Source organism: Cupriavidus sp. SS-3, from assembly GCF_035818815.1.
Classification (GTDB): domain Bacteria; phylum Pseudomonadota; class Gammaproteobacteria; order Burkholderiales; family Burkholderiaceae; genus Cupriavidus; species Cupriavidus taiwanensis_C.
Genome location: NZ_JAYLVT010000024.1, coordinates 98,109 through 114,430, shown reverse-complemented (window position 1 = coordinate 114,430; position 16,322 = coordinate 98,109). Strand labels below are relative to the sequence as shown.

The window sequence follows — 16,322 nt, the reverse complement described above, 5'->3', positions numbered from 1 at the left end:
GTCATTGCCGGTGCGGCCGACGGTGCACAGCGCGGTGTTGCCGGCGGTCACGCCCGACAGCGCGACGGATTTCTTGGCCCGCGGCGCGGCTGGCACGCTGGCTCCGGAGTCGGGTGCGGGGTCGAGTGTGGGGTCGGTTGCGGCAAGCTTCGAGGCAGGCATCCGTGTCTCCTTGGGCACTGCGGATGATGATGGGATGTGTGGATGGGTCCGGGGACCGGCTTCAGCCGAAGAACAGCGCTTCCACATTGGCCGGCAGCGGCGTGCCGGTGGCCTGCGCGCGCTGCAGCAGCGACCAGTAGTAGCGGTAGCTGGCGCGGTCGTGCAGCTGCCCTCCATGGCGGATCGGCGCCCAGTTGTTCTCGTGCGCGGACAACAGGATCTGGCTGGCCGCGCCGATCTCTTCCGCGCCGGGGCGGAATGCCGCCACGATCGGGGCGATCTGGCCCGGATGGATGCTCCACTTCCGCAGGTAGCCGAATTCGCAGCGCGCGCGCAGCGCATCATCGCCAGCGCGCTGCGGCGCCTGCACGTCGGTGCTGACGTTGTGCGACGGCACCTTGCCGTGGCGGTGGCAGGCGGCGGAGATTTCCAGCATGGCGCGGCGCACCAGCGGGTGCTCGAACTGCTGCGGCGAGCGCATCGCCTCGCCGGGAATCGCGCCATGGTGGGCCGAGACAAAGTCCATCAGCCCGAAGCTCAGGCATTCCACCTGCACCAGCGCGGCGATATCGAAGGCCTGCTCCAGCGCGGCATGGGTTTCGATCAGCACATGGATCGGGATATGGCGGGCAATGCCGGCACTGCGCGCGACCTGGTTGACATGGTCGGTCACGCGAGCGACCTCGACCACATCGGTGACCTTGGGCACCACCACATAGGCCAGCCGCGCCCCGGCGGCGCGCACCAGCACGTCGACGTCCTGGCGCCAGCTGGGGTGGGCCGGGTCGTGGATGCGCACGCCCACGCGGTTGTGGGCATTGAGCGGGCCGTTGACCAGCTGCGCGCACAACTCGGCGTGCTCGCGCTCATGGCCCACGGCGGCGCCGTCCTCGCAGTCGAAGGTGATGTCGAAGACGGGGCCAAGCTCTTGTTGCAGGGCCAGCGACTTGCGCATCAGCTTTTCGCTGCCCGCGTAATGGTCACACACCGGCAACTGGACCGGGATGGCTTCGCCCTGGAACAAGACCTCGGAAGGATGCACGTGGATTCAGAAAGTTGAAGTTGGCGGACAGGGCAGGGCCGCACGGCCGCTGCCTATGAAAAAACCGGGGTCCGCGCCGATTCTTGAATCGTTGCGGAACCCCGGTCTTTCGTCGAGCGTTGGGAAGATCAGCCCAGCAGATGCTGCACGCCGGCCTTTTCTTCTTCCAGTTCCTTCAGGGTGATGTTGATCTTTTCCTGGCTGTAGGCGTCGATCTCCAGACCCTTGACGATTTCGTACTTGCCGTTGGCGGTGGTCACCGGGTAGCCGAACATGGTGTCGGCCGGGATGCCGTATTCACCGTTGGACGGAATGCCCATGGTGACGACCTTGCCGTTGCTGCCCAGCACCCAGTCGCGCACGTGGTCGATCGCGGCATTGGCGGCCGAGGCGGCCGACGACAGGCCACGGGCCTCGATGATGGCGGCGCCGCGCTTGCCGACGGTCGGCAGGAACACGTCGTTGTTCCACACCGGGTCGTTGATCAGGTCCTTGACGCTCTGGCCGTCGACGGTGGCGTAGCGGTAGTCGGCGTACATGGTCGGGCTGTGGTTGCCCCACACGAACAGCTTCTCGATCGACGACACCGGCTTGCCGGTCTTGGCGGCGATCTGCGACAGCGCGCGGTTGTGGTCCAGGCGCAGCATCGCGGTGAAGTTCTCGCGCGGCAGGTTCGGGGCCGACTTCATGGCGATGTAGGCGTTGGTGTTGGCCGGGTTGCCGACCACCAGCACCTTGACATTGCGGCTGGCGACTTCGTCCAGCGCCTTGCCCTGCACGGTGAAGATCTGGGCGTTGGCTTCGAGCAGGTCCTTGCGCTCCATGCCCTTGCTGCGCGGACGGGCGCCCACCAGCAGGGCCACGTCGGCGTCCTTGAAGGCAACCTTGGGGTCATCGGTGATGACCACGCCGGCCAGCAGCGGGAACGCGCAGTCTTCCAGTTCCATCACCACGCCCTTGACGGCTTGCTGGGCTTGCGGCAGGTCGAGCAGTTGGAGGATGACCGGCTGGTCTTTGCCCAGCATGTCGCCGTTGGCGATGCGGAACAGCAGGGAGTAGCCGATCTGGCCAGCGGCGCCGGTCACTGCGACGCGCATTGGGGCTTTAGCCATGAGTAAATCTCCAAACGATAGAAGGGGGAATGCCGGTCGGTGGCGCGCCGGCGCCATGCAGAGGCGCGCGGTGTGTCACCGGGTGCTGGTTGTCGCCACAGCGGGGAGCGGCCGTCCGCCGGAGCCAGGTGGCGGGGCCGGTGGGGGAGAGCCACAACGGGTCATGGTGATGCAACAAGGCGTTAGTCTACTGCGAAGCGAGGCGCCATTTCCATACCGGACCGCCGCCGGCGCGGTACATTTGCGCCATGGGCAGCAGCCGGCGAGCCTTGGGGGCGGGCCATCGCGGGCGTGGACCAGCGCGAGTGTAGGCGTGGCCTCTCTGTCTGTCAATTCATATGTCTTATATAAGACATAAGACAATTAACGTAAGGCTGGACGTTGCGCGCCCTTTTGTGGTGAAATCGCGCTATGTCCTCCCTGCCTACGTCCCTGACCGGCGCAGCCGCCCCCGGCGCGCAGGAAACTGGCGCCGCCACGCCTGGCGCCGGGACGCAGCCGCTTTCGCCGCCGGCGCCCGCGCCGGCCGCCGCGCCGCAGGCCGCTACCCCAACTGGTTCCGCTTCCGGTCCCGCTCCTGGTCTGCAGTCAGTGCCTTCGCCCACGTTCAGCCCGCTATACCAGCAGATCAAGGCGCTGATCACGCGCAGCCTGCAATCCGGCGAATGGAAGCCGGGCGAGATGATTCCCAGCGAGATGGAGCTGGCGTCACGCTACAAGGTCAGTCAGGGTACGGTGCGCAAGGCCATCGACGAACTCGCCGCCGAAAACCTGGTGGCGCGCCGCCAGGGCAAGGGCACCTTCGTGACCACGCACCATGAAGACGTGGTCAAGTTCCGATTCCTGCGCCTCGTTCCGGACGAGGGCGAACCCCATTATGGCGCCAGCCGCGTGCTCGAATGCAAGCGCCTGCGCGCCCCCGCCGAAATCGCGCGGCTGCTCGACATCCGCACCGGCGACAGCGTGGTGCAGATCCGCCGCGTGCTGACGTTCTCCGGCGAGTCGACCGTGCTGGACGAAATCTGGCTGCTCGGCGCCAACTTCAAGGGCCTGACCGCGGAAAAGCTGACCGAGTGGAAAGGGCCCATGTATGCATTGTTCGAGGCCGAATTCGGTACGCGCATGATCCGCGCCTCGGAAAAGATCCGCGCCGTGCCCGCCGACGAGACCGCCGCCGAGTTGCTGTCGGTGCCGGTGGGCGCGCCGCTGCTGTCGGTCGAGCGCGTCTCCTACACCTATGGCGACCGTCCCGTGGAAGTGCGCCGTGGACTCTACGTCACCACCCGGCACTATTACCAGAACGACCTGAGCTGAAATGGCGGCGTCGCGCCAGGGGCGTGCGCGCCGATTATGGTGGGTTTGGCCATGGTATTGCCGGCTTTGCGCGACGCGCTGTTTGTCGCGTGAAGTCGCGCGCCGGATGTGCGGAGTGTGCGATTGTCGGGCGGCGCTTGTCGGGCCGTGATAGCAGAAAATTATTGGTGCAGCGCGCAACAAAGGCGCTAAAATCTCATGGATTTGCCCTAATGCATCCCGTTGCATGCAGGCAATGGCAGTTTCGTTTCTTTGTTTACCGCTAATGGGGTCTCGCATGGCTGAAGCCGTCAAACAAGCCAGGCCGGAGTTCCGGAATATCGGTATTTCGCAGATCGCGAAATATCGGTTGCCCTGGGCCGGCAAGGTATCCATCCTGCATCGCGTGAGCGGTGCACTGATGTTCCTCCTCCTTCCCTTCGTCCTGTATCTGTTTGAGCAGAGCATCACCTCCGAACTGAGCTTCGCAAAGTTCTCGGCCCTTCTGTCCGGCGGCTTTGTCAAGCTGGTTGTGCTGGCCCTGATCTGGGGTTATCTGCATCACTTCTGCGCCGGGATCCGCTTCCTGCTGCTGGACGTGCACGTTGGTGTCTCCAAGCCCGCCTCGGCCAAGTCTGCCGTCAGCGTGCTGGTTGTGAGCCTGCTGCTTACCCTGATTTTCGGCCTGAAGCTGTTCGGCCTGTTCTGAGGAGAATCAAGGTGGCAAATAACAATATCGGTCCCAAGCGTCTTGTCGTCGGTGCGCACTACGGCCTGAAAGACTGGCTCGCGCAACGCGTCACCGCCGTGGTCATGGTGGTCTTCACCGTGATCCTGGCGATTGCCTTCCTGCTGTCGAACGGCGCTTCGTATGAAGCGTGGGCAGGGCTCTTCGCCAACCAGTGGATGAAGATCATCACGTTCCTGACCATCCTGTCGCTGCTGTATCACGCCTGGATCGGCGTGCGCGATATCTGGATGGACTATGTGAAGCCGATGGCGGTGCGCCTCGTGCTGCAAGTTCTTACGATTCTGTGGCTCGTCGGTTGCGCGGGCTACGCTGCTCAGATTCTCTGGAGGGTGTAATAAATGGTCGCAGTCAAGACTGGATTGCCGCGTCGCCGCTTTGACGTGGTCATCGTCGGTGCTGGCGGCGCCGGGATGCGCGCATCCCTCCAGCTCGCGGAAGCCGGCCTGAACGTGGCCGTGCTGTCCAAGGTGTTCCCGACCCGCTCGCACACCGTGGCGGCGCAGGGCGGCATCGGTGCCTCGCTCGGCAACATGAGCGAGGACAACTGGCACTATCACTTCTACGACACCATCAAGGGCTCGGACTGGCTGGGTGACCAGGACGCGATCGAGTTCATGTGCCGTGAAGCCCCGAAGGTCGTGTACGAGCTCGAACACTTCGGCATGCCGTTCGACCGCAACCCCGACGGCACCATCTACCAGCGTCCGTTCGGCGGCCACACCGCCAACTACGGCGAGAAGCCGGTGCAGCGCGCCTGCGCCGCGGCCGACCGTACCGGCCACGCGCTGCTGCACACGCTGTACCAGCGCAATGTGCGCGCCAAGACCCACTTCTTCGTCGAATGGATGGCGCTGGACCTGATCCGCGACCAGGACGGCGACGTGCTGGGCGTGACCGCGCTGGAAATGGAAACCGGCGAGGTCTACATCCTCGAAGCTAAGACCACGCTGTTCGCGACCGGCGGTGCCGGCCGCATCTACGCCGCTTCCACCAACGCCTTCATCAACACCGGTGACGGCCTGGGCATGGCAGCGCGCGCAGGCGTGCCGCTGGAAGACATGGAGTTCTGGCAGTTCCACCCGACCGGCGTGGCCGGCGCGGGCGTGCTGATCACCGAAGGCGTGCGCGGCGAAGGCGGTATCCTGCGCAACAAGGACGGCGAGCGCTTCATGGAGCGCTATGCGCCGACGCTGAAGGATCTGGCGCCGCGCGACTTCGTCTCGCGCTCGATGGACCAGGAAATCAAGGAAGGCCGCGGCTGCGGCCCGAACGGCGACTACGTGCTGCTCGACCTGACCCACGTCGGTGCCGAGACCATCATGAAGCGCCTGCCGTCGATCCGCGAGATCGGCCTGAAGTTCGCCAACGTCGACGCGATCAAGGAACCGATCCCGGTGGTCCCGACCATCCACTACCAGATGGGTGGCATCCCGACCAACTACCACGGCCAGGTCGTGGTGCCGAAGAACGGCAACCCGAACGAAGTCCTGAACGGTTTCTACGCGATCGGCGAATGCTCGTGCGTGTCGGTGCACGGCGCCAACCGCCTGGGCACCAACTCGCTGCTCGACCTGGTGGTGTTCGGCCGCGCCGCCGGCAACCACATCATTGCGCAGAACCTGAAGCAGAAGGAACACAAGCCGCTGCCGGCCGATGCCGCCGACCTCGCGCTGTCGCGCCTGGCCAAGCTGCAGGCCTCGTCGTCGGGCGAGTACACGCAGGACGTCGCCAACGACATCCGCAAGAACATGCAGTCGCATGCCGGCGTGTTCCGTACCCAGAAGCTGATGGACGAAGGCGTCGAGCGCATCCTGGAAGTGACCGAGCGTGCCGCCAACATCCACCTGAAGGACAAGTCCAAGGTCTTCAACACCGCGCTGGTGGAAGCCCTGGAAGTGGCCAACCTGGTGGAAGTGGCCAAGGCCACCATGATCTCGGCGGCGGCCCGCAAGGAATCGCGCGGTGCCCATGCGCACAGCGACTTCCCCAACCGCGACGACCAGAACTGGCTCAAGCACACGCTGTTCTACAGCGAAGGCAACCGCCTCGACTACAAGCCGGTGAAGATGGAACCGCTGACGGTGGAAAGCGTGCCGCCGAAGGCCCGTACCTTCTGAGCACCGCATCGTAGAGACAACAGGACCCACAGAAATGAAGCGTATTTTCGAAGTCTACCGCTACGATCCGGACAAGGACGCGGCGCCGCGCATGCAGACCTACGAGGTCGAGCTGGACGGCCACGAGCGCATGCTGCTGGACGCGCTGGTGAAGCTGAAGAAGCTGGACGAGACCATCTCGTTCCGCCGTTCGTGCCGCGAAGGCGTGTGCGGCTCGGACGCGATGAACATCAACGGCAAGAACGGCCTGGCCTGCCTGACCAACATGCGCGAGCTGCCGGACCGCATCGTGCTGCGTCCGCTGCCCGGCCTGCCGGTGGTGCGCGACCTGATCGTCGACATGACGAACTTCTTCAAGCAGTACAACTCGATCAAGCCGTTCCTGATCAACGACGAGCCGCCGCCCGAAAAAGAGCGCCTGCAGTCGCCGGAAGAGCGTGACGAGCTGGATGGCCTGTACGAGTGCATTCTCTGCGCCAGCTGCTCGACCTCGTGCCCGTCGTTCTGGTGGAACCCGGACAAGTTCGTCGGCCCGGCCGGCCTGCTGCAGGCTTACCGCTTCATCGCGGACAGCCGCGACCAGGCCACCAATGAACGCCTGGACAACCTGAACGACCCGTACCGCCTGTTCCGCTGCCACAGCATCATGAACTGCGTCGACGTGTGCCCGAAGGGTCTGAACCCGACCAAGGCCATCGGCAAGATCAAGGAACTGATGGTCCGCCGCGCGGTGTGATTCCGCGGCTGTCTAAGTAGTAAGCGGCGCGTCAGCCAGAGCGGCTATATCTGGCGGGCGCGCCGAAAGTAGGAAGCCATGACCGAGAGTCCTGCCACCACCTTCTCCCATCAGGCCGATCCGCACAAGCGCGCCCGGTTGCGCTGGCGTGCCCGCCGCGGCCTCCTGGAGAACGACATCATCGTCGAACGTTTCTTCAACCGTTACGAGGAGAGCCTGTCCGACGAGGATGTGGCTGCGCTGAGCCAGCTGTTCGAACTCAGCGACAACGAGTTGATGGACCTGCTCCTTGCGCGCAAGGAACTGGACGGTGAGCTCGACACGCCCCCGATGCAGCGAGTCATTGGCCTGCTGCGTACGGTCTGAGTTTTGGTCAACATTATTATTCACAGCATTTGAAGGATCCGACATGACGCCGTCCGATGTGAAAGCCACGCTATCGTTCTCCGATGGTTCCCCCAGCGTTGAGCTGCCGATCTACAAGGGTACGGTTGGCCCGGACGTGATCGACATTCGCAAGCTGTACGGACAAACCGGTAAGTTCACCTACGACCCCGGTTTCATGTCGACGGCTTCGTGCAATTCCAAGATCACCTATATCGACGGCGACAAGGGCGAGCTGCTGTACCGCGGCTACCCGATCGAGCAGCTGGCGCAGAAGTGCGACCACCTCGAGACCTGCTACCTGCTGCTGAAGGGCGAGCTGCCCAACGCCAAGCAGAAGGAAGAATTCGTCGGCCACGTGATGAACCACACCATGGTTCACGAGCAGCTGCAGTTCTTCATGCGCGGCTTCCGCCGCGATGCCCATCCGATGGCCGTGCTGACCGGCCTGGTGGGTGCCATGAGCGCGTTCTATCACGACGCCATGGATATCGACGATCCGCACCAGCGCGAGATCTCGGCCATCCGCCTGATCGCCAAGATGCCGACCATGGTCGCCATGGCGTACAAGTACAACATCGGCCAGCCCTACATCTATCCGCAGAACGACCTGTCCTACTCGGGCAACTTCCTGCGCATGCTGTTCGCCACGCCGTGCGCCCCGTACACCGTGAACCCGGTGCTGGAGCGCGCGCTGGACCGCATCTTCATCCTGCACGCCGACCACGAGCAGAACGCGTCGACCTCGACCGTGCGCCTGGCCGGTTCGTCGGGCACCAACCCGTTCGCCGCCATCGCCGCCGGCGTGGCCTGCCTGTGGGGCCCGGCCCACGGCGGCGCCAACGAGGCCGCGCTGAAGATGCTGGAAGAAATCGGCAGCGTCGACAACATCCCCGAGTTCATCAAGCAGGTCAAGGACAAGAACTCGGGCGTGCGCCTGATGGGCTTCGGCCACCGCGTGTACAAGAACTACGATCCGCGCGCCAAGCTGATGCGCGAAACCTGCCATGAAGTGCTGAACGAACTGGGCCTGCACAACGACCCGCTGTTCAAGCTGGCCATGGAGCTGGAAAAGATCGCGCTGGAAGACGAGTACTTCGTCAGCCGCAAGCTGTACCCGAACGTCGACTTCTACTCGGGCATCGTGCAGCGCGCGCTGGGCATCCCGACCTCGCTGTTCACCTGCATCTTCGCGCTGGCCCGCACCCCGGGCTGGATCTCGCAGTGGGAAGAGATGATCACCGATCCGGAATACAAGATCGGCCGTCCGCGCCAGCTGTTCGTTGGCGCCGCCACCCGCGACGTGCCGGACGTGGCCAAGCGCTAAGCTGCCCGCCGCTGCGCAGTGCAGCAATTCCAGACGCCCCGGCCCGCCGGGGCGTTTGTCTTTGTGGGCGGGACGCGGTTGTGCAGCGCGGCGCGGAGAAGGGCAGGAAATTGCACCCTGAATGGTCCGGAGCGCAATTTGTGGATGATTGTGTCGCGTTTTCCCAAATCCATTCCGCATAAATTGTGCGATAGTCGCGTGCGGCAGGAAATTTGACCCTATAATGCGGGCTGCTTTGCCGACGGCAGCCGGGCCACCCTTCCGGCTTGCGGTGCGGCAAGCGGGGCAGGCGAATCGCTTGCGCAATAGAGAACGCATCAAACGTTGTCTTTCCGAACCTTGGTCCCCATACCTCAGCGGGACTGACACTTGCCGGGCCCCGCATACGCTGTCTCTTCCTTGCAGGCCCGACTTCCGCGTCTCGGGCCGCGCTTGTCGCAAGTCCCGATCCCAGTCGTCCGCGGGTGTTGTTCGATTGCGCAGGTCATACCGTTTCTGCCCGGATGACCCAAACATAAATCGAGGAGCTCCTGATGACGCTGTCCCGCCTTTCCACCATCTCGCTGGCTGCCATGCTGGCTACCTTCGGCGCCGCCGCCAACGCCGAAACCGTGAAGATCGCCATTGCCGGCCCGATGAGCGGCTCGGTGGCGCAGTATGGCGACATGGTCAAGGCCGGTGCGCTGACCGCGGTCGAACAGATCAACGCAGCCGGCGGCGCCGGCGGCAACAAGTTCGAGGTGGTGCTGATGGACGACGCCTGCGAGCCGAAGCAGGCCGTGGCCGTGGCCAACAAGATCGTCAGCCAGAACATCAAGTACGTGATCGGCCACGTGTGCTCGGGCTCGACCATCCCGGCCTCGGACATCTACGAGAACGAAGGCATCGTGATGGTCACGCCGTCGGCCACCGCGCCGCAGCTGACCGAGACCAAGAAGCGCAACTTCATCTTCCGCACCATCGGCCGCGACGACCAGCAGGGCCCGGCCGCCGCCCAGTACATCATCGGCAAGATCAAGCCGAAGAAGGTCGCGGTGCTGCACGACAAGCAGTCGTACGGCCAGGGCATCGCCAGCTCGGTGAAGAAGGACCTGGAAGCCGCCAAGATCCCGGTGGCCGTGTTCGAAGGCATCAACGCCGGCGACTCGGACTACTCGGCCGTGATCACCAAGCTCAAGTCGCAGGGCGTGGACTTCGTCTACTTCGGTGGCTACCACCCGGAAATGGGCCTGCTGCTGCGCCAGGCACGCGAGCAGGGCGTGAAGGCCACCTTCATGGGCCCCGAGGGCGTGGGCAACAAGGACGTGACCGCGATCGCCGGCCCGTCGTCGGAAGGCATGCTGGTGACGCTGCCGGCCGACTTCTCGGCCGATCCGGCCAACTCCGGCCTGGTCAAGGCCTTTGCCGACAAAAAGCGTGACGCCAACGGCCCGTTCCAGATGCCGGCCTATGCCGCCGTCAAGATCATCGGCGACGCCATCGCCGGCGCCAAGAGCACCGATCCCACCAAGGTCGCGGCGTACATGCACAAGAACGCCTTCACCACCCCGATCGGCAAGGTCGAGTACGACGCCAAGGGCGACCTGAAGTCCTTCAAGTTCGTGGTCTACACCTGGCACAAGGACGCCAGCAAGACGGCCGCCAACTGAGGCGTTCGCATCCCGACGGGGTGCTCCCCTCTCCCGCTTGCGGGAGAGGGGCAGGGGGTGAGGGCAGGCGGGTCAAAAGCTGACGGCTGTGGGTAAAAACGTTGGCCCCGCTTGATGTGGCTCCTCGCTAAACCACCCCTCACCCCGGCCCTCTCCCCATGCGGGGAGAGGGAGAACACCTTGCTTTGGCAAGTTCGAATGGTTTTGGCGCATCTCCGCCGAGGCCAGTTCCGGCGCCTACGAGGCTTCCCCCAATGAATGAATTCCTTCCACAGTTCACCCAGCAGCTGGTCAACGGCCTGACGCTGGGTGCGATCTATGCGCTGATCGCCATCGGCTACACAATGGTCTACGGCATCATCGGCATGATCAATTTCGCGCACGGCGAGATTTACATGATCGGTGCCTATGTCGGCCTGGTCACGCTCACCGCTATCGGCGCCCAGGCAGGCTATCCCCTGCCGCTGGTGCTCGGCGCCGCCTTGCTGGTGTCGGTGATGGTGACCGGCGTCTACGGCTATGCGGTCGAGCGGGTGGCATACCGCCCCTTGCGCGGCGGGCCGCGGCTGGTGCCGCTGATCTCGGCCATCGGCATGTCGATTTTCCTGCAGAACTATGTCCAGATCGGGCAGGGTGCGCGCGATGTCTCGGTGCCGGTGCTGATCTCGGGCGCCATCGAGTTCCAGATGGGCGGCGACTTCACCGTGACGGTGCCGTACTCGCGCCTGCTGATCGTCGGCGTGACGCTGGCGCTGATGGTGGCGCTGACGCTGTTCATCGGCCGCTCGCGCATGGGCCGCGCCTGCCGCGCCTGCGCCGAGGACATGCGCATGGCCAACCTGCTGGGCATCGACACCAACAAGGTGATCTCGTTCACCTTCGTGCTGGGCGCGATGCTGGCGGCGGTGGGCGGCGTGCTGATCGGGCTGACCATCGGCAAGCTCAATCCCTTCATCGGCTTCATTGCCGGCATCAAGGCCTTTACCGCGGCGGTGCTGGGCGGCATCGGCAGCATCCCGGGCGCGATGCTCGGCGGCGTGCTGCTGGGCCTGGCGGAAACCTTCGCCTCGGGCTACATGCCGGCCGAATACAAGGACGTGGTCGCATTCAGCCTGCTGGTGCTGGTGCTGCTGTTCCGTCCGACCGGGCTGCTGGGCAAGCCTGATGTCGAAAAGGTCTGAGGGGGGCGAAACCATGACCAATAACGTATCTGCGATGCCGGCGGCCAAGGCCGCCGCGCGCGGCGCCACGCCGGGCCAGTCGCTGAAGAACGCGATCACGGCGGCCGTGATGACCGCCATCCTGACCATCCCCATCCTGGGCCTGCAGCTCAAGCTGGAAGGCTACAAGGTGGTGCTGGAACCGCACTGGCGGCCGGTGTGGCTGGCCGTGGCGGCGGTGTTCCTGTTCCAGTTGTTCAAGCCGATGCTGTCGCGCGCCGGCAGCGCGGTGCGCCTGCCGGCGCTGCCGCAGCTGGGCGCGCAGCGGCAGCGCGTGGCGGTGTGGGTGCTGCTGGCGGTGGGGCTGGTGTGGCCGTTCTTCGGCTCGCGCGGCGCGGTCGACGTGGCCACGCTGGCGCTAATCTACGTGATCCTGGGCCTGGGCCTGAATATCGTGGTGGGCTATGCCGGCCTGCTCGACCTGGGCTATGTCGGCTTCTATGCGGTGGGCGGCTACACCTACGCACTGCTGAACCAGTATTTCGGCCTGACCTTCTGGGAATGCCTGCCGATCGCGGCGGCCATGTCGGCGGGCTTCGGTTTCCTGCTCGGCTTCCCGGTGCTGCGCCTGCGCGGCGACTACCTGGCCATCGTCACGCTTGGCTTCGGCGAGATCATCCGCCTGCTGCTGAACAACCTGACCAGCCTGACCGGCGGCCCCGACGGCGTCTCGGGCATCCCCAAGCCCAGCGTTTTCGGCATCGAGATGGCGCGCAGCGCCAGCGTCGAGGGCGCGCGCACTTTCCACGAGCTGATCGGACTGGACTACGCCAGCCAGCACATGGTGATCTTCCTTTACCTGATCGCGCTGCTGCTGGTCGGCTTCACGCTGTTCGTCACCAGCCGCCTGATCCGCATGCCGATGGGCCGCGCCTGGGAGGCGCTGCGCGAGGACGAGATCGCGTGCCGCTCGCTGGGCCTGAACCCGACCCGCATCAAGCTGTCGGCGTTCACGCTGGGGGCATCCTTCGCCGGCCTGGGCGGCGCGTTCTTCGCCGCGCGCCAGGGCCTGGTCAACCCGGAATCGTTCACCTTCATCGAATCGGCGCTGGTGCTGGCCGTGGTGGTGCTGGGGGGCATGGGCTCGCAGCTGGGCGTGATCCTGGCGGCGATCCTGCTGACCGTGCTGCCCGAGGTGGCGCGCGGCTTCGCCGAATATCGCATGCTGATCTTCGGCCTGGTGATGGTGCTGATGATGATGTGGCGTCCGCAGGGCCTGTTGCCCGCGAGCCGCCCGCACGTGGAGCTTCCCCGATGAATGCGCCGATGATGAATGCGCCGATGAATACAACGGCAGAACTGCTCACGGTGTCGGGCCTGCAGATGCGCTTTGGCGGCCTGCTGGCCGTCGACGGCATCGATTTCGATGTGCGCAAGGATGAGGTCTTCGCCATCATCGGCCCCAACGGCGCCGGCAAGACCACGGTGTTCAACTGCGTCGGCGGCTTCTACAAGCCGACCGCGGGCAACGTGACGCTCGACGGCCATGCCATTGCCGGCCTGCCGAGCCACATGGTGGCGCGCAAGGGCCTGGTGCGCACGTTCCAGAACATCCGCCTGTTCAAGAACCTGACCGTGGTCGAGAACCTGATGGTGGCGCAACACCTGCAGGTGCAGTCCGGCATCCTGCGCGGCCTGTTCGCAACCCCGGCCTACCGCCGCGCCGAGCGCGAGGCGCTGCAGCGCGCCGCGCAATGGCTGGAGCGCATGGGTTTGACCGGCGTCGCCAACCGCGAGGCGGGCACGCTGTCCTACGGCCACCAGCGCCGGCTCGAGATCGCGCGCTGCATGATCACCCAGCCGCGCCTGCTGATGCTGGACGAACCCGCCGCCGGCCTGAACCCGCAGGAGAAGATCGAGCTGCAGCAGCTGATCGACCAGCTGCGGCGCGAGTTCGGCATTGCCGTGCTGCTGATCGAGCACGACATGAGCCTGGTGATGGGCGTGTCCGATCGCATCCTGGTGATGGAGCACGGCAAGCCGATCGTGATTGGCAAGCCCGAGGAAGTGCGCAACGACCCGCGCGTGATCAAGGCCTACCTGGGAGAGGACTGATGCTGAAGCTGGAACAGGTCCATACCCACTACGGCGCCGTCGAGGCGCTGTCGGGCGTATCGATCGAAGTCAACAAGGGGGAAATCGTCACCCTGATCGGCAGCAACGGCGCCGGCAAGACGACGCTGATGATGACCGTGTGCGGCACCCCGCGCGCCTCGAGCGGACGCGTGCTGTTCGAAGGGCAGGACATCACCCATCGCTCGACCCACGAGATCATGCGCCTGGGCATGGCGATCTCGCCCGAGGGCCGGCGCGTGTTCCCCAGCCTGACGGTGCTGGAAAACCTGAAGATGGGCGCCTTCTTCGCCAAGCGCGACGAGATCGAGGCGGGCATCGAGCATGTGTTCAAGCTGTTCCCGCGCCTGAACCAGCGTGCCGGCCAGCGCGCCGGCACCATGTCGGGCGGCGAGCAGCAGATGCTGGCGATCGGTCGCGCGCTGATGAGCCGGCCGCGCCTGCTGCTGCTGGACGAGCCCACGCTCGGCCTGGCGCCGCTGATCATCGCGCAGATCTTCGACATCATCCGCACCATTCGTGACGAGGGCGTCACCGTGTTCCTGGTCGAGCAGAACGCCAACAAGGCGCTGCAGGTGGCGGACCGGGGCTATGTGCTGGAGACGGGCAAGGTAGTGCTGGCCGATACCGGCGCCAACCTGCTCGCCAACGACCGGATCAAGGCCGCCTACCTCGGCGGCTGACGCCGGCCGGCCGCCGCGCCTGCCGCGGCGGCCGCTTCCTTGCGCCATCCGCGTTTTCGCCATCCGCGAAAGCCCCCTTTCGCCAATCACATTACATTCCACGCGCCGTCCCGACCGGGCAGGCGCTGATCCCCATACCCCCTGTGGCATAATCGATTGCCAAGTCAAGCATTGCGGCAACGCTTGAAATAACGCTCGCTTCAGGCGGCTTCCGGCGCGATCATCGCGATGGTCGTAATCGACCACCGTATACGCCACCGCGACCGAAGCGAACAAAAACCCCCTGCAAACTACTGCGGTTACCGCGGACCTCTCCTGCAAGGGACCGGTCATTCGGCCCGCCATCGCATCATGGCCAAGACGCTCTACGACAAACTCTGGGATGACCACACCGTCCACGTCGAGGAAGACGGCACCACGCTGCTCTATATCGACCGCCACCTGCTGCATGAAGTGACCAGCCCGCAGGCGTTCGAGGGCCTGAAGATGGCGGAGCGTCCGGTGTGGCGCATCAGCGCCAACCTGGCGGTGTCGGACCACAACGTGCCGACCACGGACCGCAGCCAGGGCATTGCCGATCCGGTGTCGAAGCTGCAGGTCGATACGCTCGACGCCAACTGCGACAGCTATGGCATCACCCAGTTCAAGATGAACGACCACCGCCAGGGCATCGTGCACGTGATCGGGCCGGAGCAGGGCGCAACGCTGCCGGGCATGACGGTGGTGTGCGGCGACTCGCATACCAGCACCCACGGCGCCTTCGGCGCGCTCGCGCATGGCATTGGCACCTCGGAAGTCGAGCACGTGCTGGCCACGCAGACGCTGCTGGGCAAGAAGGCCAAGAACATGCTGGTCAGGGTGGAAGGCAAGCTGCCGCGCGGCTGCACCGCCAAGGACATCGTGCTGGCCATCATCGGCAAGATCGGCACCGCCGGCGGCACCGGCTTCACCATCGAGTTTGCCGGCTCTGCCATCCGCGACCTGACCATGGAAGGCCGCATGACGGTTTGCAACATGGCGATCGAGGCGGGCGCGCGCGCCGGCCTGGTGGCGGTGGACGATGTCACGCTGGAATACGTCAAGGGCCGCCCGTACGCGCCGCAGGGCGTGGAGTGGGAGCAGGCCGTGGCCTACTGGCGCACGCTGCATTCGGATGCCGGTGCCAAGTTCGACCAGGTGGTCGAGCTGCGCGCGGAAGAGGTGCGCCCGCAGGTGACCTGGGGCACCTCGCCGGAAATGGTGATCAGCATCGAAGACCGCGTGCCGGATCCGGAGAAGGAAAAGGACCCGAACAAGCGCAATGCGATGGAGCGCGCGCTGGAATACATGGGCCTGCAGCCCAACGTGCCGGTCGAGAGCATCAATATCGACAAGGTCTTCATCGGCTCGTGCACCAACAGCCGCATCGAAGACATGCGCGCCGCTGCGTGGGTGGTGCAGAAGCTGGGGCGCAAGGTCGCCGGCAACGTGAAGCTGGCGATGGTGGTGCCGGGCTCGGGCCTGGTCAAGGAGCAAGCCGAGCGCGAAGGCCTGGACAAGATCTTCAAGGCCGCGGGCTTTGAATGGCGCGAGCCGGGCTGCTCGATGTGCCTGGCGATGAACGCCGACCGCCTCGATCCGGGCGAGCGCTGCGCGTCGACCTCGAACCGCAACTTCGAAGGCCGCCAGGGCGCGGGCGGGCGCACTCATCTGGTGAGCCCGGCGATGGCCGCTGCGGCCGCCATCGAGGGCCATTTCGTCGATATCCGCAAGCTGGGCTGAACAAGCAAGGAA

At 65.0% G+C, this 16,322-nt stretch carries 15 protein-coding genes and 1 pseudogene; 13 read left to right on the top strand and 3 right to left on the bottom strand.

Features of this window, described 5'->3' with window-relative positions:
• From U9J39_RS26935 to U9J39_RS26925, 3 genes and pseudogenes are all read right to left on the bottom strand, one after another.
• Positions 1 to 162, bottom strand: a pseudogene (locus U9J39_RS26935) (2-methylcitrate synthase); the annotation flags it as partial.
• Between the two features lie 61 nt (positions 163 to 223).
• Complete coding sequence (locus U9J39_RS26930) at positions 224 to 1,204, bottom strand: HpcH/HpaI aldolase/citrate lyase family protein (protein WP_116312849.1); 981 nt, start codon at positions 1,202 to 1,204, stop codon at positions 224 to 226.
• A gap of 128 nt (positions 1,205 to 1,332) precedes the next feature.
• Positions 1,333 to 2,316, bottom strand: a complete 984-nt coding sequence (locus tag U9J39_RS26925) for a malate dehydrogenase (RefSeq protein WP_012353375.1) — start codon at positions 2,314 to 2,316, stop codon at positions 1,333 to 1,335.
• 411 nt (positions 2,317 to 2,727) lie between these two features.
• Here U9J39_RS26925 and U9J39_RS26920 point away from each other — a divergent pair, with 411 nt between their 5' ends.
• From U9J39_RS26920 to leuC, 13 genes are all read left to right on the top strand, one after another.
• The gene (locus U9J39_RS26920) at positions 2,728 to 3,630 is read left to right on the top strand and encodes a GntR family transcriptional regulator (RefSeq protein ID WP_116312848.1); all 903 of its coding nucleotides are present in this window, start codon (positions 2,728 to 2,730) and stop codon (positions 3,628 to 3,630) included.
• A 277-nt stretch (positions 3,631 to 3,907) separates the two neighbouring features.
• Positions 3,908 to 4,318 carry a succinate dehydrogenase, cytochrome b556 subunit gene (gene sdhC / locus U9J39_RS26915; protein WP_062802218.1) on the top strand — a complete coding sequence of 137 codons (411 nt, stop codon included), beginning with the start codon at positions 3,908 to 3,910 and terminating at the stop codon, positions 4,316 to 4,318.
• An 11-nt stretch (positions 4,319 to 4,329) separates the two neighbouring features.
• On the top strand, positions 4,330 to 4,695 hold the full coding sequence (gene sdhD / locus U9J39_RS26910) for a succinate dehydrogenase, hydrophobic membrane anchor protein (RefSeq protein ID WP_012353372.1): 366 nt from the start codon (positions 4,330 to 4,332) through the stop codon (positions 4,693 to 4,695).
• A gap of 3 nt (positions 4,696 to 4,698) precedes the next feature.
• The gene (gene sdhA / locus U9J39_RS26905; protein ID WP_111517512.1) at positions 4,699 to 6,477 is read left to right on the top strand and encodes a succinate dehydrogenase flavoprotein subunit; all 1,779 of its coding nucleotides are present in this window, start codon (positions 4,699 to 4,701) and stop codon (positions 6,475 to 6,477) included.
• A gap of 34 nt (positions 6,478 to 6,511) precedes the next feature.
• A complete protein-coding gene (locus U9J39_RS26900; RefSeq protein WP_010814619.1) occupies positions 6,512 to 7,213 on the top strand; it encodes a succinate dehydrogenase iron-sulfur subunit in 702 nt (233 codons plus the stop codon).
• 78 nt (positions 7,214 to 7,291) lie between these two features.
• On the top strand, positions 7,292 to 7,579 hold the full coding sequence (locus tag U9J39_RS26895; protein WP_115680683.1) for an FAD assembly factor SdhE: 288 nt from the start codon (positions 7,292 to 7,294) through the stop codon (positions 7,577 to 7,579).
• 43 nt (positions 7,580 to 7,622) lie between these two features.
• Complete coding sequence (gltA, locus tag U9J39_RS26890) at positions 7,623 to 8,924, top strand: citrate synthase (protein WP_018005206.1); 1,302 nt, start codon at positions 7,623 to 7,625, stop codon at positions 8,922 to 8,924.
• A 533-nt stretch (positions 8,925 to 9,457) separates the two neighbouring features.
• Positions 9,458 to 10,573, top strand: coding sequence for a branched-chain amino acid ABC transporter substrate-binding protein (locus U9J39_RS26885; RefSeq protein WP_115710203.1), 1,116 nt, complete (start codon positions 9,458 to 9,460; stop codon positions 10,571 to 10,573).
• 254 nt (positions 10,574 to 10,827) lie between these two features.
• Positions 10,828 to 11,754 carry a high-affinity branched-chain amino acid ABC transporter permease LivH gene (gene livH / locus U9J39_RS26880; protein WP_012353367.1) on the top strand — a complete coding sequence of 309 codons (927 nt, stop codon included), beginning with the start codon at positions 10,828 to 10,830 and terminating at the stop codon, positions 11,752 to 11,754.
• A 34-nt stretch (positions 11,755 to 11,788) separates the two neighbouring features.
• Complete coding sequence (locus U9J39_RS26875; protein ID WP_115680681.1) at positions 11,789 to 13,051, top strand: high-affinity branched-chain amino acid ABC transporter permease LivM; 1,263 nt, start codon at positions 11,789 to 11,791, stop codon at positions 13,049 to 13,051.
• Between the two features lie 23 nt (positions 13,052 to 13,074).
• Entirely contained in the window at positions 13,075 to 13,848 is a 774-nt protein-coding gene (gene livG, locus U9J39_RS26870) for a high-affinity branched-chain amino acid ABC transporter ATP-binding protein LivG (RefSeq protein WP_116313283.1), read from the top strand.
• The gene (locus tag U9J39_RS26865) at positions 13,848 to 14,549 is read left to right on the top strand and encodes an ABC transporter ATP-binding protein (protein WP_012353364.1); all 702 of its coding nucleotides are present in this window, start codon (positions 13,848 to 13,850) and stop codon (positions 14,547 to 14,549) included. Before livG ends, U9J39_RS26865 begins: the two co-directional genes overlap by 1 nt.
• Before the next feature lie 351 nt (positions 14,550 to 14,900).
• The gene (leuC, locus tag U9J39_RS26860) at positions 14,901 to 16,310 is read left to right on the top strand and encodes a 3-isopropylmalate dehydratase large subunit (protein WP_115710201.1); all 1,410 of its coding nucleotides are present in this window, start codon (positions 14,901 to 14,903) and stop codon (positions 16,308 to 16,310) included.
• The last annotated feature ends 12 nt before the right edge of the window (positions 16,311 to 16,322 follow it).